At 72.9% G+C, this 19,867-nt stretch carries 21 protein-coding genes; 16 read left to right on the top strand and 5 right to left on the bottom strand.

Translation table 11 applies throughout. The annotated features are described in order from the left end of the window. The first annotated feature begins 67 nt into the window (after window positions 1-67). The 4 genes from ACFPGP_RS10420 to ACFPGP_RS10405 all read left to right on the top strand — a co-directional run bounded on the left by ACFPGP_RS10420 (window position 68) and on the right by ACFPGP_RS10405 (window position 4,013). Window positions 68-1,237 carry an AI-2E family transporter gene (locus ACFPGP_RS10420; RefSeq protein WP_378589837.1) on the top strand — a complete coding sequence of 390 codons (1,170 nt, stop codon included), beginning with the start codon at window positions 68-70 and terminating at the stop codon, window positions 1,235-1,237. Window positions 1,238-1,333: 96 nt separating this feature from the next. Then, window positions 1,334-1,714 (top strand): SHOCT domain-containing protein, encoded by a 381-nt coding sequence (locus tag ACFPGP_RS10415; RefSeq protein WP_378589836.1) that lies wholly within the window; start codon window positions 1,334-1,336, stop codon window positions 1,712-1,714. Window positions 1,715-1,848: 134 nt separating this feature from the next. Further along, window positions 1,849-2,439 carry a potassium channel family protein gene (locus ACFPGP_RS10410; RefSeq protein ID WP_378589834.1) on the top strand — a complete coding sequence of 197 codons (591 nt, stop codon included), beginning with the start codon at window positions 1,849-1,851 and terminating at the stop codon, window positions 2,437-2,439. Between the two features lie 86 nt (window positions 2,440-2,525). Next, window positions 2,526-4,013: a hypothetical protein gene (locus ACFPGP_RS10405; protein ID WP_378589832.1), complete on the top strand. Its 1,488-nt coding sequence runs from the start codon at window positions 2,526-2,528 to the stop codon at window positions 4,011-4,013. Window positions 4,014-4,150: 137 nt separating this feature from the next. Here ACFPGP_RS10405 and ACFPGP_RS10400 read toward each other — a convergent pair whose 3' ends face one another. Further along, a complete protein-coding gene (locus tag ACFPGP_RS10400) occupies window positions 4,151-4,405 on the bottom strand; it encodes a hypothetical protein (RefSeq protein ID WP_378589831.1) in 255 nt (84 codons plus the stop codon). 185 nt (window positions 4,406-4,590) lie between these two features. Next, a complete protein-coding gene (locus tag ACFPGP_RS10395) occupies window positions 4,591-5,355 on the bottom strand; it encodes an MBL fold metallo-hydrolase (RefSeq protein WP_378589830.1) in 765 nt (254 codons plus the stop codon). 96 nt (window positions 5,356-5,451) lie between these two features. On the opposite strand from ACFPGP_RS10395, the gene ACFPGP_RS10390 reads away from it, so the two are divergent. Then, the gene (locus ACFPGP_RS10390) at window positions 5,452-6,891 is read left to right on the top strand and encodes a glycosyltransferase (protein WP_378589829.1); all 1,440 of its coding nucleotides are present in this window, start codon (window positions 5,452-5,454) and stop codon (window positions 6,889-6,891) included. Window positions 6,892-6,936: 45 nt separating this feature from the next. Next, window positions 6,937-7,860 (top strand): phosphotransferase family protein, encoded by a 924-nt coding sequence (locus tag ACFPGP_RS10385; RefSeq protein ID WP_378589828.1) that lies wholly within the window; start codon window positions 6,937-6,939, stop codon window positions 7,858-7,860. A gap of 12 nt (window positions 7,861-7,872) precedes the next feature. Here ACFPGP_RS10385 and ACFPGP_RS10380 read toward each other — a convergent pair whose 3' ends face one another. The 3 genes from ACFPGP_RS10380 to ACFPGP_RS10370 all read right to left on the bottom strand — a co-directional run bounded on the left by ACFPGP_RS10380 (window position 7,873) and on the right by ACFPGP_RS10370 (window position 11,683). Beyond that, complete coding sequence (locus tag ACFPGP_RS10380; RefSeq protein WP_378589827.1) at window positions 7,873-8,724, bottom strand: hypothetical protein; 852 nt, start codon at window positions 8,722-8,724, stop codon at window positions 7,873-7,875. A 95-nt stretch (window positions 8,725-8,819) separates the two neighbouring features. Continuing rightward, window positions 8,820-10,100 carry a DUF1501 domain-containing protein gene (locus ACFPGP_RS10375; RefSeq protein ID WP_378590123.1) on the bottom strand — a complete coding sequence of 427 codons (1,281 nt, stop codon included), beginning with the start codon at window positions 10,098-10,100 and terminating at the stop codon, window positions 8,820-8,822. 5 nt (window positions 10,101-10,105) lie between these two features. Continuing rightward, complete coding sequence (locus ACFPGP_RS10370) at window positions 10,106-11,683, bottom strand: DUF1800 domain-containing protein (RefSeq protein WP_378589826.1); 1,578 nt, start codon at window positions 11,681-11,683, stop codon at window positions 10,106-10,108. A gap of 61 nt (window positions 11,684-11,744) precedes the next feature. Between ACFPGP_RS10370 and ACFPGP_RS10365 the strand changes: the two genes are divergently transcribed. The 10 genes from ACFPGP_RS10365 (at window position 11,745) to ACFPGP_RS10320 (ending at window position 19,541) form a co-directional block, all read left to right on the top strand. Continuing rightward, window positions 11,745-13,289 carry a hemolysin family protein gene (locus ACFPGP_RS10365; protein ID WP_378589824.1) on the top strand — a complete coding sequence of 515 codons (1,545 nt, stop codon included), beginning with the start codon at window positions 11,745-11,747 and terminating at the stop codon, window positions 13,287-13,289. After that, a complete protein-coding gene (locus tag ACFPGP_RS10360; RefSeq protein ID WP_378589822.1) occupies window positions 13,286-14,335 on the top strand; it encodes a hemolysin family protein in 1,050 nt (349 codons plus the stop codon). Before ACFPGP_RS10365 ends, ACFPGP_RS10360 begins: the two co-directional genes overlap by 4 nt. A 109-nt stretch (window positions 14,336-14,444) precedes the next feature. Next, window positions 14,445-15,050 carry a CDP-alcohol phosphatidyltransferase family protein gene (locus tag ACFPGP_RS10355; protein WP_378589821.1) on the top strand — a complete coding sequence of 202 codons (606 nt, stop codon included), beginning with the start codon at window positions 14,445-14,447 and terminating at the stop codon, window positions 15,048-15,050. Then, entirely contained in the window at window positions 15,043-15,981 is a 939-nt protein-coding gene (locus ACFPGP_RS10350; protein WP_378589819.1) for a DUF881 domain-containing protein, read from the top strand. The genes ACFPGP_RS10355 and ACFPGP_RS10350 overlap by 8 nt, the downstream gene beginning before the upstream one ends. Next, window positions 15,978-16,310: a small basic family protein gene (locus ACFPGP_RS10345; protein WP_378589818.1), complete on the top strand. Its 333-nt coding sequence runs from the start codon at window positions 15,978-15,980 to the stop codon at window positions 16,308-16,310. Before ACFPGP_RS10350 ends, ACFPGP_RS10345 begins: the two co-directional genes overlap by 4 nt. Then, window positions 16,303-17,139, top strand: coding sequence for a DUF881 domain-containing protein (locus ACFPGP_RS10340; protein ID WP_378589816.1), 837 nt, complete (start codon window positions 16,303-16,305; stop codon window positions 17,137-17,139). The genes ACFPGP_RS10345 and ACFPGP_RS10340 overlap by 8 nt, the downstream gene beginning before the upstream one ends. A gap of 51 nt (window positions 17,140-17,190) precedes the next feature. Continuing rightward, window positions 17,191-17,577: a glycine cleavage system protein GcvH gene (gene gcvH, locus ACFPGP_RS10335; RefSeq protein WP_378589815.1), complete on the top strand. Its 387-nt coding sequence runs from the start codon at window positions 17,191-17,193 to the stop codon at window positions 17,575-17,577. 166 nt (window positions 17,578-17,743) lie between these two features. Continuing rightward, entirely contained in the window at window positions 17,744-18,256 is a 513-nt protein-coding gene (locus ACFPGP_RS10330) for an FHA domain-containing protein (RefSeq protein WP_378589813.1), read from the top strand. 14 nt (window positions 18,257-18,270) lie between these two features. Further along, on the top strand, window positions 18,271-19,005 hold the full coding sequence (gene ftsR, locus ACFPGP_RS10325) for a transcriptional regulator FtsR (protein WP_378589812.1): 735 nt from the start codon (window positions 18,271-18,273) through the stop codon (window positions 19,003-19,005). A gap of 68 nt (window positions 19,006-19,073) precedes the next feature. After that, window positions 19,074-19,541 carry a bifunctional nuclease family protein gene (locus tag ACFPGP_RS10320; protein WP_378589810.1) on the top strand — a complete coding sequence of 156 codons (468 nt, stop codon included), beginning with the start codon at window positions 19,074-19,076 and terminating at the stop codon, window positions 19,539-19,541. The last annotated feature ends 326 nt before the right edge of the window (window positions 19,542-19,867 follow it).

Here is a 19,867-nt window from a genome sequence, read left to right as displayed (position 1 = left end):
CATCCCGACCGATCGGAGTGGTGATGGCGCAGGCGTGGCACGGGCAGACCGAGCCGGCGGGGCGGGCATGAGCGACCGGGCCGGTGTGCCGCCGGCGAGCGCCGGGCTCACGCGGGGGATGCTGATCACCCTCGGCGTCTCGCTGGCGGTGATCACCATTGCCGGGGTGAAGGAGATCGCCTCGATCCTGGCGCCCACGCTGCTGGCGCTGGTGCTCGCGGTGGCGGTGCAGCCGCTCGCACGGGTCCTGCGCCGGCACCGGTGGCCGGGGTGGCTGGCCACCACGATCACCATCCTGGCCGCCTGGGGCATCCTCGCGGCCCTGGCGCTCTCGGTCGCCTACTGCGGCGTCAAGTTCGCTGCACTGATCCCGCAGTACTCCGACGACTTCAGCTCCCTCGTCAAGGACGTCCAGGACTGGATGAAGAGTGCGGGCGTGGGCTCCGACCAGGCCTCGAACATCACCTCGAAGCTCGACCCCAGCAAGCTGGCGGGCTTCGTCGCGAGCCTGCTGTCGGCCGTGCTGTCGGCCGCCAGCAACCTCTTCCTGATCGGCGCACTCCTGCTCTTCTTCGTCGCCGACGGCACCGGTTTCGCCGCCCGGCTGAGCGGCCTGCGCCCGCAGCGGCCGCAGGTCGTCGTGGCGCTGGAGTCGTTCGCCCACGGGACGCGGCAGTACCTGGTCGTGACGACGGTCTTCGGCCTGATCGTGGCGGTCATCGACACCGGCGTGCTGTGGGTGATGGACGTGCCCGAGCCGATCCTGTGGGGGCTGCTGGCCTTCATCACCAACTACATCCCGAACATCGGCTTCGTGATCGGGCTGGTGCCGCCGGCGATCCTCGCGCTGCTCGACAGCGGGGTCGACAAGATGATCGCGGTGATCGTCGCCTACTGCCTGATCAACGTCGTGATCCAGACCTTCATCCAGCCGCGCGTCATCGGTGACACGGTCGGCATGTCGGCGAGCCTCACGTTCGTCTCGCTGATCTTCTGGGCGTGGGTCCTCGGGCCGCTCGGCGCCCTGCTCGCGATCCCGGTCAGCCTGCTGGCGAAGGCACTGCTGATCGACGTCGACCCCGCCGCGCAGTGGGTGCGACCACTGGTCTCGGGGAGCGACGAGCTGCAGAGCCCGTTGCCGGGGGAGGACTCCGCGAAGAACGACGATGCCGGGACCGACGACGCTGCCGACGGAGCCCCCGGGAAGCGGGCGAAGCCCCGCCACGCAGGCGCCTGACGACTCATCCGCGGGAGATGAGGCGGCCGCACCGGCTGCCCGTGGGACACTGCCCCCGACGGGGCTCCCTGCCCCGAGAACGAGAAGGAGTCGGCAATGTCCTTTGGGGACGTCATCTGGTTCATCATCATCAGCTTCGCGTTCATCGCGTACCTGATGGTGATGTTCTCGATCATCATGGATCTCTTCCGGGACCACGAGGTCTCGGGGGTGATGAAGGCGGTGTGGATCATCTTCCTGATCTTCGCGCCGTTCCTGACGGCGCTGATCTACCTCATCGCGCGCGGTGGCGGCATGGCCGAGCGCAACGTGAAGAGCGCGCAGGCGATGCAGGCCCAGCAGGACGCCTACATCAAGAGCGTCGCCGGCGGCGGCGCCAGCCCGGCCGACCAGATCGCGCAGGCCAAGGCCCTGCTCGACGCCGGCTCGATCACCCAGGCGGAGTTCGACCAGCTCAAGGCCAAGGCGCTCTCCTGAGCACTGCTTGACCCGGGCCGGAGCGCCGGCCCCACGACCCCGGACGTCGCACGACGTCCGGGGTCGCGTGCGTCGGCGGAGGTTCATCCCCGCAGGATGACGTGACGCGGGCGCGGCGACCGCAGGCTCTCCCCATGGCCCGGGACGAGCTGCCGCCGCTCTTGGAGGACCCGATCGGCAAGACGCTGATCAACACGACGGCGATGATCGGGCTCTTCACCGTGGCCTACTTCATCCTGCCGTTCCGCTACGCGCGCAACGACCCGCTCTCCTTCGGCAAGCTGGTCCTGTCACTCGTGGCGCTCGGGCTCGTGGCCTGGTTGTTCCGGCTGAACGTGCGCTACAGCAGGCGGGTGACCTACAGCCGCTACCTGCGGATCCAGTGGCTGCTGACGGCGCTCTACACGCTGGTGCTGACGTGTGCGATCGTCTACGCCTGGTTCGGCACGGAGATGACCGGCGAGATGGACGGCATCAAGAACCGCACCGACGCCCTCTACTTCTCGGTCACCGTGGTCTCGACGGTCGGCTTCGGCGACATCCACGCCACCGGCAACGCGGCGAGGCTCTTCGTCACCGTCCACATGCTCTTCAACCTGATCTACCTCGGCACCGCGCTGCGGGTGATCACCGGACCTGCCTCGTTCATGCCGCCGCCGGGCTACGGCGACAAGGGCGCCCCGGAGACGGACACCGAAGGAGACGCGGACGGCCAGGTCGTCTGAGAGGGCACGGCTCATCCGGTGCGCATGAGGCGGGCCGGCCCGCGCCGCCCGACAGTGGGCAGGACGTGGTAGCGCAAGGAGGACCCATGAGCCAGGACGAGCCGACCACCCCGACCAGCACGGACGAGGTCGCGCAGCTGCGCGCCCGCGTGGCCGAGCTCGAGGCGGACGTCGCCCGGACCGAGCGGCACGGCACCCACGACCGGCACCGCATCCGCAGCACGGCGTCGGCCGTGCTGATCATCCTCGCGATCGTGCTGGCCCCGCTGTCGGTCGTGTCGGTCTGGGCGAGCAACCAGATCTCCGACACCGACCGCTACGTCGCGACCATGGCCCCCATCGCCGAGGACCCGGGCGTCCAGGCCGCCATCACCGACGAGGTGACCACGGCGATCATGGAGAAGCTCCAGGTCCAGGAGGTCACCGAGCAGCTGCTCACGACCCTGGCCTCGGGCGACCGGGTGCCACCCAGCGTGGCGGCCCTCGCCCCGGGCCTGGCGGTGCCGCTCACCTCCGGCATCGAGAGCTTCACCCACGACCAGGTCGCCAAGTTCGTCGCCAGCCCGGAGTTCCAGGTCGTCTGGAACGAGGTGAACCGCACGGCCCACGAGCAGGTGGTGGCCCTGCTCTCCGGTGACCAGAGCGGCGCGCTGTCGGCGCAGGGCGACCAGATCACGCTCAACCTCGCCCCCATCATCGAGAAGGTCAAGCAGCGCCTCGTCGACCAGGGCTTCACGATCGCGCAGAACCTGCCGGCCATCGACCGGAGCTTCGTGCTCGTCGAGAGCTCCTCGATCTCCGACATGCAGCTGGCGTACCGGGTGCTCAACACCCTGGGCGTCTGGCTGCCCATCCTCGCGCTCGTCCTGCTGGCGGCCGGCATCGCGCTCGCCGGGGACCGGCGCCGCGCGCTGCTGCGGGGCTCGTTCGGCATCGTCGCGTCGGTCGTCGTCGTCGGCGCCCTGCTCACCCTGGTGCGGGTCCTCTACGTCGAGTCGACACCTGCGGGGATCCTGACCCCCGAGACGGCCGGCAACGTCTTCGACGAGCTGGTGCGGTTCCTGCGCTCCGGGCTGCGGTACGTCGGTGTGCTCTTCCTCGTGCTCGGGCTGGCCGCTTTCGTCACCGGCCCGTCGAGCGGCGCCGTGCGCACCCGCCACACGCTCGCCGGCGGGATCGGCGCCGCCCGCCGCAGCGCGGCCAGGGCCGGCTTCCGGACCGGCGGCTTCGGCACCTGGCTGCACGCCCACCGGCGGCTGCTGGTGACCGGAGTGCTCGTCCTCGCCGGCGTGCTGCTCATGTCGTGGACCCGGCCGACCGGCTGGACTGTCGTTGGCATCACCATCGCGGTCCTCGTCGTCCTCGCGGTCCTGGAGTTCCTGGCCACGCCGCCCGGCGAGGCCGAGGCGCTTGCCGAGGAGCTGGACGAGGGACGGGAGGACACGCTGCCGCTCGAGGTGCGCCCCGCAGGGTCGGCGGACGACGAGCCGACCGCCGAGCTGGCCGGCACGGGATCGAGCACGCCCGGCGCTCCCGACGACCCCGCGGGGACCACAGGCCCGACGACCTCCTGACGCAGGTGTGCCCGCCCTCCTCGCGGAGGGCGGGCACTGCCGGGCGGTTCATGGGGGGCACGCCCGGCCCTTCGACTCTAGCCCGTGACCGGGGACGGCCGGCGCTGCGTCGCCGGTCACGCGGAGGCGGCAGGAGGTCAGCCGACGCCGGTCAGGTGTGTGTCGGCCCCGGCTCCGACGGCGGCCGGGGCGGCCGCGTCGTCCGGGCCGTCGAGGGGGACCGGCTCGGGCGCGGGAGCCTCGTCGTCCGAGGTCTCGTACGCCTTGGTGACGCCGATCAGGAAGATTCCGATCAGGACGAACGTGAGCACCACGGCCACGGTGAGGAAGGCGACCCACCAGCCGACGCCGTGGGGGTCCTGGCCGTAGATCTCGGTGACCCTGGGGTCCATGGGTGTGCCTCCCGTGCCTCGCCCGCGGCGCCGGGGTGTCCGCGGTGACGGGTCCACCGTGCCCGGCGCGCGACGTGCGGGGCAGGGACCGAGGTCCGGGATCGGGCGGGACCTTGGTCGGAGCTGTCGATCCGGGTCACGGGTCCTGCGGCCCGGACGGATGACTCCGGATCAGATGTCCCGGATCAGATGTCAAGGGTCACGGACTCGCCGGGCGCGAGGTCGACCGCCTCGGTGTCGGGCGCCTCGGTCGCGAGGGCCTCGAGGAACTTCTCGCGGGGTCGGTGCATCCACCTGCTTCCGCGGACGGTGAAGAGCGGCGGGTGCAGCGTGCCCCAGTGCACGGGCAGCGCGTAGCGGGCCTTCACCGCCGCGCACACCCGGGCGGCTGCCGGCCCGTCGAGGTGCCCGTCGGAGAGGCGCGGCCCCCAGCCGGCGATCGGGATCAGGGCCAGGTCGAGCCGCTCACCGCCGGCGAGCGCGGCGAGGTGCTCCATGCCGTCGAAGGGGCTGGTGTCCCCGGCCGCCCAGATGCTGGTCGGGCCGTGGCGGACCAGGTGCCCGTTGGCGGCGTTGGGCCGGTGCGGCATCGGCCGGCTGTGGTGGACAGCCGGCACGAGCCGCACCTCGACGCCGTCCCCGCCGACTGGGCGCCAGTCGTCGCCGAGTGCCTCTCCGCGCAGACCCTGCTTGCGCAGCCACTCCGCGTTCTCCGCCGCGGTCAGCACCGGCGCGTGGGCGACGAGGCGGAGCGAGGAGAGCTCCGCGTGGTCGTGGTGCAGGTGCGAGACGAGCACCACGTCCGGGTCGGTCCAGGCCTCCCGCACCGGCGGCGTCGCTCGACGCCGCAACGGCCAGGCGTGGCGCTGGAGCAGCGGGTCGGTGAGCAACCGTGTGCCGGCGAGGTCGAGGACCACGGTCGAGTGGCCGAGCCAGCTGACGGTGAGCACGTCGCCGAGCGTAGGGGAGAAGGTCCCGACCGGACTCGTACGCCGCAGATGAGCCCCCACGACGTGGCAGACTCACGCGCGAGGGAAGGAGCACCCGTGGGTGGGGTTCAGGAGGTGCACGTCCAGGACGTGCCGCTCGAGATGTTGGCCAGCCAGCAGGCGCCGGGCCGGGCGGAGGAGCTCCGGGCCCGCGCGCAGCGGGCCGTGGCGCTGCTCGGCCACCGGACCGTCTGGAACATCAGCTCCACGGCCCACGGCGGCGGCGTCGCGGAGATGCTGCAGACGGTGCTGGCCTACGGGCGCGGAGCCGGCGTCGACACCCGCTGGCTGGTGATCGAGGGCTCGCCGGAGTTCTTCACCGTCACCAAGCGCATCCACAACCTGCTGCACGGCTTCCCCGGCGACGGGGGCGGGCTGGGGCGGGCGGAGCTCGAGGTCTACCAGGCGGTGCTCGACGCCGACTTCGCCGCGATCGCCGAGCGGGTGCGGCCGGGCGACCTGGTGCTGCTGCACGACCCCCAGACCGCCGGTCTGGTCGACGGCATCCGGGGACTGGGGGCCATCCCGCTCTGGCGCTGCCACATCGGGCGCGACGGCCACAACCCGTCGACCACACGCGGCTGGCACTTCCTGCACGGGCTCGTGGGCGACGCCGCGGGCTTCGTCTTCTCCCGCGAGAGCTACGCGCCCGACTGGGTGCCGCGCGACCGCCTCACCGTCATCGCCCCGTCGCTCGACCCGTTCAGCCCCAAGAACCAGCCCCTCGATGACGCCGACGTGCAGGCGGTGCTACGCCGGGCCTCGCTCGTGGCCGACGGCATCCGCGGCATCGAGCCCGTGGGTCCGCGTTTCGTCCGCCGCGACGGCAGCGTCGGCACGGTACGCGCGCACATCGGCCTGCTCGTCGACGACGAGCCAGTGCCGGAGGAGGCACGGGTCGTCCTCCAGGTGAGCCGCTGGGACCGGCTCAAGGACATGGGCGGCCTGCTCGCCGGCTTCGCCGGGCGGCTCGACCGTCTGCCCGACGACGTGCACCTGCTGCTGGTCGGACCCGACGTCGCCGGCGTCGACGACGACCCCGAGGGCGCCGAGGTGCTCGAGGAGTGCCGCGAGTTCCGGCTCGAGCTGCCGGCGGCCGCGCGGGCGCGGATCCACCTCGCGCAGCTGCCGATGGACGACGGCGACGAGAACGCGCTGCTGGTCAACGCGCTGCAGCGCCACGCGACCGTCGTGGTGCAGAAGAGCCTGGAGGAGGGCTTCGGCCTGACCGTCACCGAGCCGATGTGGAAGGCCCGGCCGGTGGTCGCCTCGGCCGTCGGCGGCATCCGCGACCAGATCGTCGACGGCGAGAGCGGCCTGCTCCTCGCGGACCCGCGCGACGCCGACGAGATGGTGGCCGCGCTGACCCGCCTGCTCGACGACCCGTCGTACGCCGCCCGGCTGGGGGCCGCGGCCCGCGAACGCGTGCGCGAGCGGTTCCTGCCCGACCGCCACCTCGTGCAGTACGGCGAGCTCTTCGACCGCGTGGCCCGCTGATAACCCGGTGCGCGGCGAGCGCCGGTCGGGCTAGCGTCACGGCCCGTGGACGAGGAGCGCTGGCGCGACGATGAGTGGTTGGCGACCGCGCGGGCCTGGGCCCTCGACCGCGCTGCGGCCGCGGGGCGACCCGTCACCGGGGAGGTCGAGCAGACGCACGTGACCCGCTGGTCGACCGTGCTCCGGCTACCGACCGATCGGGGCCCGCTGTGGTTCAAGGCCAACGACGACGCGATGCGGCACGAGGCCGGCCTGGTCGACCTGCTGGCCGCGCGTCGTCCCGACGCGGTCCCACCCCTGCTGGCCTCCGAGCCCGACCGGGGTTGGATGCTGATGGACGACGCCGGTGAGCGCCTGCGTGCGATCGTCCCGCGTGAGCGCAGCCTGGACCGGTGGCACGAGGCACTGCGGCTCTACGCGGAGGTGCAGGTAGCCGCGACGCCCGACACCGACGCCATGCTGGCCCTCGGTGTGCCCGACCGCCGCCTCGGCGGGCTCCCGGAGCAGTACGCCGGGCTCGTCGCCCGCCTCGACGTCGAGCCGCGCTTCCGCGAGGCGGTCGGTGAGGTCGAGCGACTCTGCGACGAGCTGGCGGCCACCGACCTGCCCGACACCGTGCAGCACGACGACCTGCACGACGGCCAGGTCTTCGTCCGTGACGGGCGCACGCTCCTGCTCGACTGGGGCGACAGCTGTGTCACCCACCCCTTCCTCACGCTGTCGGTCACCCTCGAGGGCGTGATCGCCTGGGGCGTCGACGACGAGGAGGACTCCGAGGACCTCGCGCCCTACGTCACGTCGTACCTCGGACCCTGGCAGGAGAGGTACGGCGCGGGGCGCGACCTGGTCGCGGCGGTCCACGTCGCCCGGCGGCTGGGGTGGGCCTGCCGCGCCGTGAACGGCCACGTGCCCGGGGACGACGACCAAACGAGGACGCGCTTGCGGATGTTCCTCGACGGCCGCCCGTGAGGAGGGCGGGGCTCAGACGCTGATCGGCTCCTCCGGCAGGTCCTCCTCGCGCCAGTGCGCCAGCAGCCGGCTCTCGTGCACGGCCGCGAGGTAGAGGTAGGACGCGGCGCCGAGGAGGACGTCGGCGGCGACGTCGGGGGCCTCCTGCCCGGCACCGCCCAGGAGCTCGTCGACCAGCGCTCGCTCGTCGCAGGCGTCGGGCGCGGTGGCGGCCGCGACGGGCAGCGGGACCAGGCCCACCCGGCGCGCTGCGGCCGTGAGCCGGGGTCGGGCCCGTGCCGTGGTCACGAGGCGAGCCGCCTCGAACCCGGTCGCGCTCGGCCGGAGCCGCGGGTGCAGCCGGAGCATCGTGGCGACGTTGCCGGTGACCAGGGCGTGGCCCGGAGCGGGGGCGTCGGGACGCTCACCCGCATGGACGATGCTGAGCGTGCGGTGGTGCTCGACCTGGTGGCGCGGTGCGTGCCGCTCGAGGTAGGAGGCGAGCGCCGGGCCGTGCATCGTCCCGACCAGGCGCACCAGGGCTGCGCCCAGCGGCTCGCGGCGCTCGCACGCGACGTCCACGTGGTGGGCGGTGCGGATCCGGAGCTCGAACTCCACCGCCGACTCGAGCGCTGCCCGCGCCCGGACCAGGGGCGGCGGCTCTCGCAGCCCCGTCACGGACTCGATGGCCCCCGGAGCCGCCTCGGCGAGGTCGTAGAGGCGCCGCAGGCTGCCCTGCACGTCGTCATCGGTGAGCACGTCGCACGCCGGGCCGAGCGTGGCCGTCGCCGCGGCCAGGCCGTGGGCGGTGGTGGTGGTGGGGGAGTCGAGCCAGGCTTGCAGGGCGCGACCGACGGGGCCGCTGGAGGGAGGGGGCAGCGACACGTGCGGTTCCTTGGGAGGAGGGGCCCGCCCGAGCAGCGAGCGCAGATCGGTACCCCCTCGGCGACGATGCATGCGCCCCGCCGACAGCATTTCTCTCAGATGCCGGTCATCGCCCCGACGGTCTCGCGCACGAAGCCGGGGAAGACCGCGGCCGGACTGGCGCCGAAGCGCGAGAGCACCACCTCGGAGAGCACCGACCGGTAGTCCCGCGTGACGGTCAGGTCCGCGTCGAGCGTGTTGCTCAGGGGCTGCCAGACGCCGTGGTAGCCGCCGACGACGCCGGCCCCGGCGAGCAGCATCACGCCGCCGTAGCCGTGGTCGAGACCCCAGCTCGCGTTCTCCTGCACCCGTCGCCCGAACTCGCTGAGCGCCACCACGGTGACCTTGTCGGCGAGCGGGCCGAGGTCGGTGAAGAACGCCGCGAGGGCTTCGGCGAGCTCGCGGGCGTTGTGCTGCATCCCGCCCCACTCGAGGGTGCCGAGGCCCGAGTGGTGGTCCCAGCTGCCGTGGTCGACGGTGATCACCTCGACGCCGACGTCGCCGCGGACGACGCGGGCGGCCTCGGCCATCGCGTCGCCCAGGTCGCCGTTGGGGTAGACGGCGCCGTTGGCGGGCGTCTCCGACGTGGCGCGGACCGGTGCGAAGTCGTCGACCGCCGCGAAGGTGGCCCGCATCGCCCGCCCCAGCGCACTGGCGTCGCCGTCCCACAGCCGGTGCAGGGACGCGAGGCGCGGGCGGCCGGCCTCGTCGGGGTCGTCCCCGGGGATCACCACCGAGCCGACGCCGGACGCCGTGATCACGTCCTCGGGACCGACGAGCGAGGTCGGTGGCACGCCGCCGCCGAGGCCCAGGCCCTGCAGCGGCGAGCTGTTCGCGTCCAGACCGACCAGCCGGTTGAGCCACCCCACGCGGGCCGAGCTGCCGGGATCGGCGTCCTCGAGCTCCTCCATGGCCGCGAAGTGCGAGCGGTTGGGCGCCGGCAGGCCGGTGGCGTGCACCGAGGCCAGCTTCCCGGCGTCCCAGAGGGGCAGGAGCGGCGCCAGCTCGGGGTGCAGCCCGAACAGCTCGTCCTTGACCAGCAGGGCGTCGGCCGGGATCGCGATCCGCGGGCGGGCGGCGTAGTAGACGGGATCGCCGTGCGGCACGACCAGCGACATGCCGTCGGCGGCGCCCCGCAGCGACAGCACGACCAGGACGGCCTCCGCGGGAACGACCGAGGCGGCCGAGGCGGTGACCACGGCGGAGCCGAGGACGGTCGTCGTACCGGCGAGGGCGGCGGCTCCGGCCAGCAGGCCGCGTCGCGAGATGCGCGCGAACTCGGCGCAGCAGGGGGCCGCGTCGGTGGCGGTCGCAGGGGTTCTCGTGGGCATCGTCATGGCGGTCACCGGCGCAGGAAGGCTGGGGAGTCGAGGAAGGTGGTCAGGAAGTTCCAGCTGCGCCAGCGCATGATCGGGTGGTCCGCGGTGATCTGCTCGTCGGCCGAGCACCCCGTGGCGGTCAGGCAGGCCTCGAGCAACGTCCGCGAGGCCGGCCGGTGCAGCAGCAGCCGCGAGACGTGCTCGACCAGGTGGTCGAAGCGGACCGGGAACGACGGCGCCCAGTCGGTGGGGGCGCGGTAGGTCGTGTCCACCGTCGGCCACCAGCCGGCGGAGAGTCCCCGGTGCAGGCTCATCGAGGCGATCAGCCGCGACGGCGACGACCACGAGACGTTGTCGACGGGCTGTCCGTCGGGCCGGGGCCAGCCGAACGGGCGGTTGCCCAGCGAGGCCGCCTGCCACAGCACCGCGTTGGCCCCGGAGTTGTCCGCCGTGGGCCGCGCCAGCTCGATGCCGAGCACCCGGTAGGTCGCCACGACGTCCTCGTTGGGGTCGCGCACCTTGGCGCCCACCGAGTCGGCGAACTCGGGGGACTTCACCAGGGCACGGAGCACCGGTTTGATCGCCGTCCCGTGGGCGAGGTAGACCGACGCCAGCCGGTCGACCAGGGCGTCCGACGGGTCGTCGCGGACGAACTTCACCGCCAGCTTGCGGGCGATGCGCTGCGCCGTGGCGGGGTGGTGGGCCAGGAAGGAGAGGTAGCGCCTGGCCAGGGCGCGCCCGTCGCTGCTCGGGTTGGGGTCGCTGAACCCGAGCACCTGGACGGGCCCCGTCCAGTGGTCGAGCTCGTTGTAGTACGGGGCCCAGGTGTCCCAGAGGTCGACCCGGTAGCCGGTGAGGATCCGCGCGGAGGACTTGACGTCGTCCTCGGTGTGGTTCTCCCGGCCGACGGTGTGCAGCTCGAGCAGCTCGCGGCCGAGGTTCTCGTTGGGGTGCTTCTTCGTCGAGTCCGCGTTGTTCAGGTAGATCAGCATCGCGGGGTGCAGCACGGCCGTCCGCAGCAGGTCCTCGAAGGTGCCGAGGGCCCGCTTGCGGATCTCCCGGCCGTAGGGGACGCGGTGCGTGAACGCCGCGTCGCCGGTGGCGGGCACGTTGAAGTGGTGCTCCCAGAACTCCGTCATGACCTCGAGCACCTGCCGGCGCGAGCGCATCCGGCGCAGCAGCGTCCAGCGCTCGTAGTCGGCCATCACCACCCAGCCGCCCTCGACCCCGGTGACCTGCCGCTCCCACAACGTGGCCGCGTCGAGGGTCAGGCCGTCCCACCAGTCGATGAGGCGGGCCGTGCCGGGGTCGGCGACGGAGGAGGGGTCGAGCTGGGCCTCGAACCACGCCCGCGCACCGCCGGCACGGCGGACCCGGTCGGCGAGGTCGGGGGTGAGGCCGTAACTGAGCCGGCCCACGAGGTGGCGCGCCTCCGGGCTCAACAGCCGCGGGCCCGAGCTGCGGGCCCGGACGGGGGTGGCAGCGGCGTGGGCGGCGCCGCCCAGGCCGGCCGCCGTGACCGCCCCCGCGGCTCCGACGGCCGTGGCGCCGCCCAGGACCGTCCGTCGGGACGGTCCGCCGCTGGTGCGCACGTCTGTCATGGCTCCCGATGTCTCCTCTGCCAGGCGCGCCCCCTCGGCCGTCCCTCAGGGTAGGAACGTCGTGCGGGGCCCGTCCCGGAAATCCTCAAGAATTGTTCAACGGGCGTCGGGGGCCGCGGGAGCGGGGGGAGGCCCGGGGCTGCCGGGGGCGGGCCGGCGCTGGCTAGAGTGGGGCCCGTTCGACTGCCGACCCGAGGAGCCCACGCTGACCGAGTGGATCCTGCTCGGCACCGCCCTGCTGCTCATCGCCGCCTGCGGCGTCTTCGTGGCCGCGGAGTTCGCCTTCGTGACCGTCGACCGGTCGCGGGTGGACCAGGCCGCAGCCGCCGGCGACGCGACCGCGGTGGGCCTGCAGCGGGCGCTGCGGTCGCTGTCGACCCAGCTGTCCGGCGCGCAGGTCGGCATCACCATCACCAACCTCGCGATCGGCTACCTCGCCGAGCCGGCGATCGCGGGGCTCGTCCGTGACCCCCTCACGGCGGCCGGGGTCCCGGAGTCGTGGGTGCGCCCGCTCGCACTGGTGTTCGCACTGACCGTGAGCACGGCCCTGACCATGGTCTTCGGCGAGCTGGTGCCCAAGAACCTCGCCATCGCCCGGCCCATGGAGGTCGCCCGGGGGACCCAGCTCTTCCAGCGCGGCTTCACCGCGGCGATGGCACTCCCGATCCGCGTCCTCAACGGGTCGGCGAACGGCATCGTGCGCCGCCTCGGCATCGAGCCCCAGGAGGAGCTGCGGTCGGCGCGCAGCTCGGCCGAGCTCGCCTCGCTGATCCAGCGCTCCGCCAACCTCGGCACCCTCGACGTGGAGACCGCCGAGCTCATGGAGCGCTCGGTGGAGTTCGGCACCCGGACGGCCGGGGAGATCATGACGCCGCGGGTGCGCACCGTGACCGTGGAGGAGAACGACCGCGCCGAGGCCGTGATCGAGCTGGCCCGCTCGACCGGTCACTCACGCTTCCCGGTGCTCGACGCCGAGGACACCGTCGTCGGGACCGTGCACGTCAAGCACGTCGTCGGGCTGTCGGTGCCCGAGCGGGCGACCACGCGGATCAAGCACGTCATGGCCAAGCCGCTCGTCGTACCGGACTCGCTGCGGCTCGACCCGCTGCTCAACCTGCTGCGCCAGGAGGGGTTCCAGCTCGCCGTCGTCCTCGACGAGTACGGCGGGCACGCGGGCATCGTGACCCTCGAGGACGTGATCGAGGAGATCGTCGGCGACATCTCCGACGAGCACGACCGGCTCGGCTCGCGGGCCTGGCAGCGGCGCGACGGCAGCTGGTCGATCTCCGGGCTGCTCCGCCCCGACGAGGTCGAGCACGTGACCGGGATCGCGCTGCCGGAGCACGAGGACTACGACACCGTCGCCGGGCTGGTGCTCAAGGTCCTGGGCCGCGTGCCGCGCACGGGTGACGTGGCGGAGGTGCCGGTCCCGGAGCCGCAGGACAACGGTTCCGGCGAGGGGCGGCGCGAGCAGCTCGCGGTGCTGACCGTGGTGCACATGGACGGCCGCCGCATCGACCGGCTGTCGCTGCGGCTCCTGGACGGCTCGGACGGCCCGGGCGGCTCCGGCGACCGGCCGGCTCCCGGCGCGGGGGAGGAGCGGTGAGCAGCACCACCGGCATCCTGGTCGCGCTGCTGCTCGTGCTGGGCAACGCCTTCTTCGTGGGCGCGGAGTTCGCGCTGATCTCGGCACGGCGCAGCCAGGTCGAGCCGCTGGCCGACGAGGGCTCGCGGCTCGCCCGCACCACGCTGCACGCCATGGAGAACATCGCGCTGGTGATCGCGGTCAACCAGCTCGGCATCACGGTCTGCTCGCTGCTGCTGGGCGCCGTGGCCGAGCCGGCGATCGCCCACCTGGTCGACCCGGTGCTCCAGGCGCTCTCGGTGCCGGAGTCGCTGCTGCACCCGGTCTCCTTCGCCATCGCCCTGGCCGTCGTGGTCTACCTGCACGTGGTGCTGGGGGAGATGGTGCCCAAGAACATCGCGCTGGCGGGTCCCGAGCGCGCGGCACTCGTGCTCGCCCCGCTGGTCTGGGGCATCGTGACGGTGCTGCGGCCGGTGATCGTGGTCATCAACGCGGTCGCCGCCGCGGTGCTGAGGCTGGTCGGCGTCCGGATGAGCGACGAGGTCAGCTCGAGCTTCACCCGCGAGCAGGTCGCGGCGATGGTCGAGGAGTCGCGGGGGGAGGGCCTGCTGGGCGACTCCGAGTACGACCGCCTCGCCGGCGCCCTCGGCTTCACCGAGAAGTCCGCCTCGTCGGTGGTGCTGCCCGTCGGTGAGCTGGCGGCGGTGCGACGGGGGTCCACGGTGGCCGAGGTGGAGGAGCTCTGCGCCGCCACCGGGTACAGCCGGTTCCCGGTGCTGGGGGACGACGAGGAGCCGCTCGGCTACCTCCACATCAAGGACGTGCTGGAGACCGACGAGGCACGCCGCGGGCGCGTCGTCGACGACAAGTGGGTGCGCCCGTTCGCGCCCGTGCTCGAGACCGACCTGCTGCACGAGGTCCTCGAGACGCTGCGCCGGCGCGGGGCCCACATGGCGCGCGTCGTGGACGCCGACGGCCGCCTCGTCGGGCTGGCGACCCTGGAGGACGTGATCGAGGAGCTGGTGGGGGAGATCCACGACGCCGCCCACCAGGACGACCCGTCCTGACCGTCCGGGCGCGCCGACCCCACCGCGCCCGATTCCGCTGGTCAGCGGCTTATAGGGTGGCCACGACCGACCACCCGACCCCCGCACCACAGAACAGGACCCGCAGCCGGTGAGTGAGCGCATCGCGGAACGTCAGGACCGCGTGTGGACGGTGCCGAACCTGATCAGCCTCGCCCGCCTCGCCGGCGTGCCGCTCTTCCTGTGGCTGGTGCTCGGTCCCGAGGCCGACGGCTGGGCGCTGGTGGTGCTGCTCCTGTCCGGCGTGACCGACTACCTCGACGGCTACCTCGCCCGCCGCCTCCACCAGACCTCGAGCCTCGGCCAGGTGCTCGACCCGGTCGCCGACCGGCTCTACATCCTGGCCGTCGTCATCGGGCTGGCCCTGCGCGACATCATCCCGTGGTGGGTGGCGGTGATCCTTCCGCTGCGCGACCTGCTGCTGTGGGGCCTGGTGCCGATCCTGCGCACCCGCGGCTACAGCGCGCTGCCGGTGCACTTCCTGGGCAAGGCGGCGACGTTCAACCTGCTCTACGCCTTCCCGCTGCTGCTGCTCGGCGACGGCACCGGTGTGGTCGCGACGCTGGCCGACGTCTTCGGCTGGGCCTTCGCGATCTGGGGCATCGGGCTCTACTGGTGGGCCGGGATCCTCTACGCCTGGCAGGTCCGCAAGCTGGTGGCGACGACACCCCGGCGCCGGGCGGCCCCCGGTGACTGACACCAAGGCCGGGCCGACCACCACGACCACCGAGCGGACCCCGCTGCCGGCGTACGTGACCACCCCGCTGCTGACCCGCATCACCGAGAGCAGCCTCGACGAGGACTACCGCGTCGTGGCGGCGCGGCGCGCGGCGCAGGCCGGAGTCGCGGCCACGCCGCCCCCGCAGGCCCCGACGCGCGGCGGGGTCTCCCGCGGCCACTGGGTGGCGGCGGGCGTGGTGGCCGCCTTCGGCCTGCTGGTCTCGATCGCGGCCGTGCAGACCGCGCGCAACGCCGACGTCACGAGCGCCAGCCGCGCCGCCCTGGTCTCCCAGGTCGAGGACGGCCGCGCTGCCCTGGCGCGCCGCCAGGAGCAGATCGCGCGGCTCCAGGACGACTACGTCGAGGCCGACGACCGCAACCAGCGGCTCACCGCCGACGCGCTCGCGCAGATCGCGGCGCTGCGCGAGCAGCAGGCGGTCACCGGGTACGTCGCGGTGCGCGGCCCCGGCGTCGTGGTGACGGTCGACGACGCGCCCGGCGCCGACGTGACCGGGCTCGTCGTCGACGAGGACCTCGCGATGCTCGCCGACGGGCTCTGGCAGGCCGGGGCCGAGGCGGTGGCGATCAACGGCCAGCGCCTCACGGCGCTCTCGGCCATCCGCAACAGCGGCCAGGCGATCCGCGTGAACAGCCGGCCGGTCAACCCGCCGTACGTCGTGCAGGCGATCGGCGACCCGCGCACGCTGCCCGCGGACCTGCTCGACACCACCCACGGGGCCCGGTTCTTCGACATCGCGGGCAACCTCGGCTTCCCCTACAAGATCGAGGTGGAGAATGCCAGCGACGGACTCACGCTGCCGGCCTCGCGCCCGCCGCGGCTGCGGCACGTGCAGTCCGGCACCTCCGGGGCCAACCCCGGCGTGGACGACGAGGAGGTGAACCCGTGATCGCCGCACTGGGGCTGCTGGTCGGGATCGTGCTCGGGCTGGTCTTCACCCCCGACGTCCCCGCCGGGCTCGAGCCCTACCTGCCCATCGCCGTGGTCGCGGCGCTCGACGCCGTCTTCGGCGGCCTGCGCGCCTACCTCGACGGGATCTTCGACGACAAGGTCTTCGTCGTCTCGTTCGTCAGCAACGTCGTGATCGCCTCCGCGATCGTCTACCTCGGCGACAAGCTCGGCGTCGGCGGCCAGCTCTCCACCGGCGTCATCGTCGTGCTCGGCATCCGGATCTTCTCCAACGTCGCGGCCATCCGGAGGCACCTGTTCCATGCCTGACCCGACGCCCGACCTGTCCGCCCGACCGCCCGCCCCGGTGGTGCCGGCCGACCCGACGCCCGACCTCTCCGCCGATCCCGCTCCGCCGACCGGCGACGAGCCCGGGGCCCCGGTGGGGCGCGACCGGCTGGTGCGCGCGCTGACCCACCCCTCGCGGCACCAGGTGGTGGTGGCGGTGCTGCTGGCGGTCGTCGGGTTCGCCGCCATGACGCAGGTGCAGGCGCAGTCCGACGACGCCGCCTACGCCGGCTACCGCGAGCAGGACCTGATCGACGTCCTCAACGGGCTCACCGACACCACCCAGCGCGCCCAGCGCGAGATCACTCGCCTCGAGCAGGCCAAGGCCGACCTCCAGTCGAGCTCGGAGGCGCGGCAGGCCGCGCTGACCGAGGCCCGCAAGCAGGCCGACACCCTCGACATCCTGGCCGGCACCGTGCCGGTCACCGGCCCGGGCATCCGGGTCACCATCGACGAGACCGACGGTGCGGTCAGCACCGACTCGCTGCTCGACATGATCCAGGAGCTGCGCGGCGCCGGCGCCGAGGCCATGCAGTTCAACGGTCAGGTGCGCGTCGTGGCCTCCACGTCGTTCGAGGACGGCGTCGGCGGCATCTACGTCGACGACCAGCTGCTCGAGCCGCCCTACGTGCTCGACGCGATCGGGGAGCCGACCACGCTCCACGGCGCCATGGTCTTCCGCGAGGGCCCCATCGAGCAGCTCGAGGGCGACGGGGCCACGGTCACCGTGGACGAGCTGCCGTCGCTCGACATCAAGAGCGTCGCCACCCCGGAGGACACGCAGTTCCTCCAGCCCGTGCCACCGCAGTAGCCTGAGCCGGCCCGCCTGCCGGCACCCCACCACCCGATGAGAGGACACGCCTTGTACCCGGAGGACCTGAAGTACACCGCGGAGCACGAGTGGGTGCGCACCCCCGGCGAGGCCGAGGGCTCGGTGCGCGTCGGCATCACGCACTTCGCCCAGGAGGCGCTGGGCGACATCGTCTACGTCTCCCTGCCCGAGGTGGGGGACACCGTCGCGGCCGGTAGCGCCTGCGGCGAGCTGGAGTCGACCAAGTCGGTGAGCGACGTCTACGCACCCGTGGCGGGCGAGGTCGCCGCGGTCAACGGCTCGCTCGACGCGACGCCCGAGCTGGTCAACAACGACCCCTACGGCGGGGGCTGGCTCTTCGAGGTCGTGCCCAGCGACCCGAGCGAGGTCGAGGGCCTCCTCGACGCCGCGGCGTACCAGGCCGGTCTCGACTCCTGAGGCCCGCACCCCGGGAAGGCCGGAGGTCGGACGAGGTTCCTCCGTCCGTGCCCGCGGGCTCGATCGGGGCTGGTAGGTTCGGAGCAACCATCAACCTCAACCCGTTGGTGAGGGTTGGTCCCCGGGCCCGGGGGCCGCGAAGGGTCGACGAGCAAGGGGAGGATCCATGCCGTTCTGCACCGCCTGTGGCCGGCAGAACCCGGATGACGCACGCTTCTGCGCGCAGTGCGGGACACGTCTGGTCACGCCGGAGGCTGCCCAGGACGAGGCTCCGAGCGACGCCACGGCGACGATCACCTTCACCGGCGGCGAGAAGGTCGACACCTCCGACCGCAAGCTCAGCCCGGTCGACGCCGCCGCGGTCGACGCGCTGCCCCCGGGGCACGCGCTGCTCGTCGTGCAGCGCGGGCCGGGCGCCGGCAGCCGCTTCCTCCTCGACGAGGACGAGGTGCACGCCGGACGCCACCCGGAGAGCCAGATCTTCCTCGACGACGTGACCGTGTCACGCCGCCACGCGGAGTTCCACCGCGCAGGTGAGGAGTTCACCGTGAGCGACGCCGGCAGCCTCAACGGCACCTACGTCAACCGCGACCGCATCGACAAGGTCGTGCTCAAGGACGGCGACGAGGTGCAGATCGGCAAGTACCGGCTCGTCTTCTTCGCCGGTCACCAGGGCTGACGAGGGCCGCGGGCATGGCAGCTGAGCCGGTCGCCGCGTCGCGGTCCCGGATGAACATCGGCGAGGTCCTCGACCGGCTGCGCCCCGACTTCCCCGGGGTGACCATCCCCAAGATCCGCTTCCTCGAGGACAAGGGGCTGATCAAGCCCGAGCGCACCCCGGCCGGCTACCGGAAGTTCACGCCCGAGGACGTCGAGCGGCTGCGCTACATCCTGCGCATGCAGCGCGACCACTACCTGCCGCTGAAGGTGATCGGCGAGCACCTCGACGCGATCGACCGCGGCCTTGAGCCGCCCCCGATCGAGGCCGTGGTGCCGACGGTGCCGAAGGTCGCCCTCGCTGCCGACGGCCTGCCGAGCGCCGACTCCTTCCGCCGCGCCGACAAGGTGCGGCTCTCGCGCCGCGAGCTGCTGAAGATCGCCGAGGTTTCCGAGGAGCTCCTCGACCAGCTCGAGCAGTACGGTCTGGTCGTGCCCCGGACCGGCACCGGTCACTACGACACCGACGCGCTCGTGATCGCGACGACCGCCCGCGAGCTCTCCGACTTCGGGCTCGAGCCGCGGCACCTGCGGGCGTTCAAGACCGCCGCCGACCGCGAGGTGGGCCTGGTCGAGCAGGTCGTCGCCCCGCTGCGCCGGGGCCGCGATGCGTCGGCCGCCGCCCGGGCCGAGGACGCCGTCTCGCAGATCGCCGCGCTCTCCGTGCGGCTGCACGCGACGCTCGTCAAGTCCGGCCTGAAGTCTTCCTAGGCCGGCCTCCCCGACCGCTCCGGCGCGACCGCCTGCCGTCCGCACACCCCGGGAGTAGGGTGGTCGACGTGCGCGAGGTCGATGTCATGGGAGTGCGGGTCGAGATGCCCTCGAACCAGCCGATCGTGCTGCTCCGGGAGGTGGCAGGTGACCGCTACCTGCCGATCTGGATCGGCGCGGTGGAGGCGACGGCGATCGCCTTCGCCCAGCAGGGCGTGGTGCCTCCACGCCCCCTCACCCACGACCTGATGCGCGACGTCCTCGTGGCCACCGGCAACGAGCTCACCGAGGTGCGGATCACCGAGGTCAAGGACGGCGTCTTCTTCGCCACCCTGGTGCTCGGCTCGGGCACCGAGGTCAGCGCCCGCCCGTCCGACTCCATCGCCCTCGCCCTGCGCACCGGCTCGCGGATCGTGTGCTCCGAGGAGGTCCTCGACGAGGCCGGCCTCGCCGTCCCCGCCGAGCAGGAGGACGAGGTCGAGAAGTTCCGCGAGTTCCTCGACCACGTCTCGCCCGAGGACTTCGAGAGCCGCTGACCCCTCGGCCCGCGGTGGGCGGGTGCTCGGGTGAATTGCGGTTGGTGACCAATCCGCAGGGTCCAGGGCCGGGGGAGTGCGGTTGGTGACCAAACCGCAGATCCAGCCCCCGGGGAGTGCGGTTGGTGACCAATCCGCACCGACAGGAGCTCCGACCACCCTCACCCTCAACCTGAGGTAGAGGGTTGCGACACGCCGCCCACCTCGTTGACCACCCGCCGGCGCAGGCCTACATTCAAGTGTCTCTGGTGTAACTCCACCGCTGTGGTCGTTCCTGATCGGGCGGATCCCTTCCCCCCGGGGTTACGCGCACCGGAGTAGGTCAG

It is taken from the genome of Nocardioides taihuensis, from assembly GCF_042657275.1.
Taxonomy (GTDB): Bacteria; Actinomycetota; Actinomycetes; order Propionibacteriales; family Nocardioidaceae; genus Nocardioides; species Nocardioides taihuensis.
The sequence above is the reverse complement of the archived record's forward strand: the minus strand, read 5'-3'. Positions and strand labels throughout refer to the sequence as shown.

Excerpts from the sequence above, each read along its gene's own strand:
- ACFPGP_RS10400 (WP_378589831.1), bottom strand. The coding sequence starts at position 4,405 with ATGGACCCCAGGGTCACCGAGATCTACGGCCAGGACCCCCACGGCGTC.
- ACFPGP_RS10405 (WP_378589832.1), top strand. The coding sequence starts at position 2,526 with ATGAGCCAGGACGAGCCGACCACCCCGACCAGCACGGACGAGGTCGCG.
- ACFPGP_RS10420 (WP_378589837.1), top strand. The coding sequence starts at position 68 with ATGAGCGACCGGGCCGGTGTGCCGCCGGCGAGCGCCGGGCTCACGCGG.
- ACFPGP_RS10410 (WP_378589834.1), top strand. The coding sequence starts at position 1,849 with ATGGCCCGGGACGAGCTGCCGCCGCTCTTGGAGGACCCGATCGGCAAG.
- ACFPGP_RS10330 (WP_378589813.1), top strand. The coding sequence starts at position 17,744 with ATGCCGTTCTGCACCGCCTGTGGCCGGCAGAACCCGGATGACGCACGC.
- ACFPGP_RS10340 (WP_378589816.1), top strand. The coding sequence starts at position 16,303 with ATGCCTGACCCGACGCCCGACCTGTCCGCCCGACCGCCCGCCCCGGTG.
- ACFPGP_RS10415 (WP_378589836.1), top strand. The coding sequence starts at position 1,334 with ATGTCCTTTGGGGACGTCATCTGGTTCATCATCATCAGCTTCGCGTTC.
- ACFPGP_RS10375 (WP_378590123.1), bottom strand. The coding sequence starts at position 10,100 with ATGACGATGCCCACGAGAACCCCTGCGACCGCCACCGACGCGGCCCCC.
- ftsR (WP_378589812.1), top strand. The coding sequence starts at position 18,271 with ATGGCAGCTGAGCCGGTCGCCGCGTCGCGGTCCCGGATGAACATCGGC.
- ACFPGP_RS10370 (WP_378589826.1), bottom strand. The coding sequence starts at position 11,683 with ATGACAGACGTGCGCACCAGCGGCGGACCGTCCCGACGGACGGTCCTG.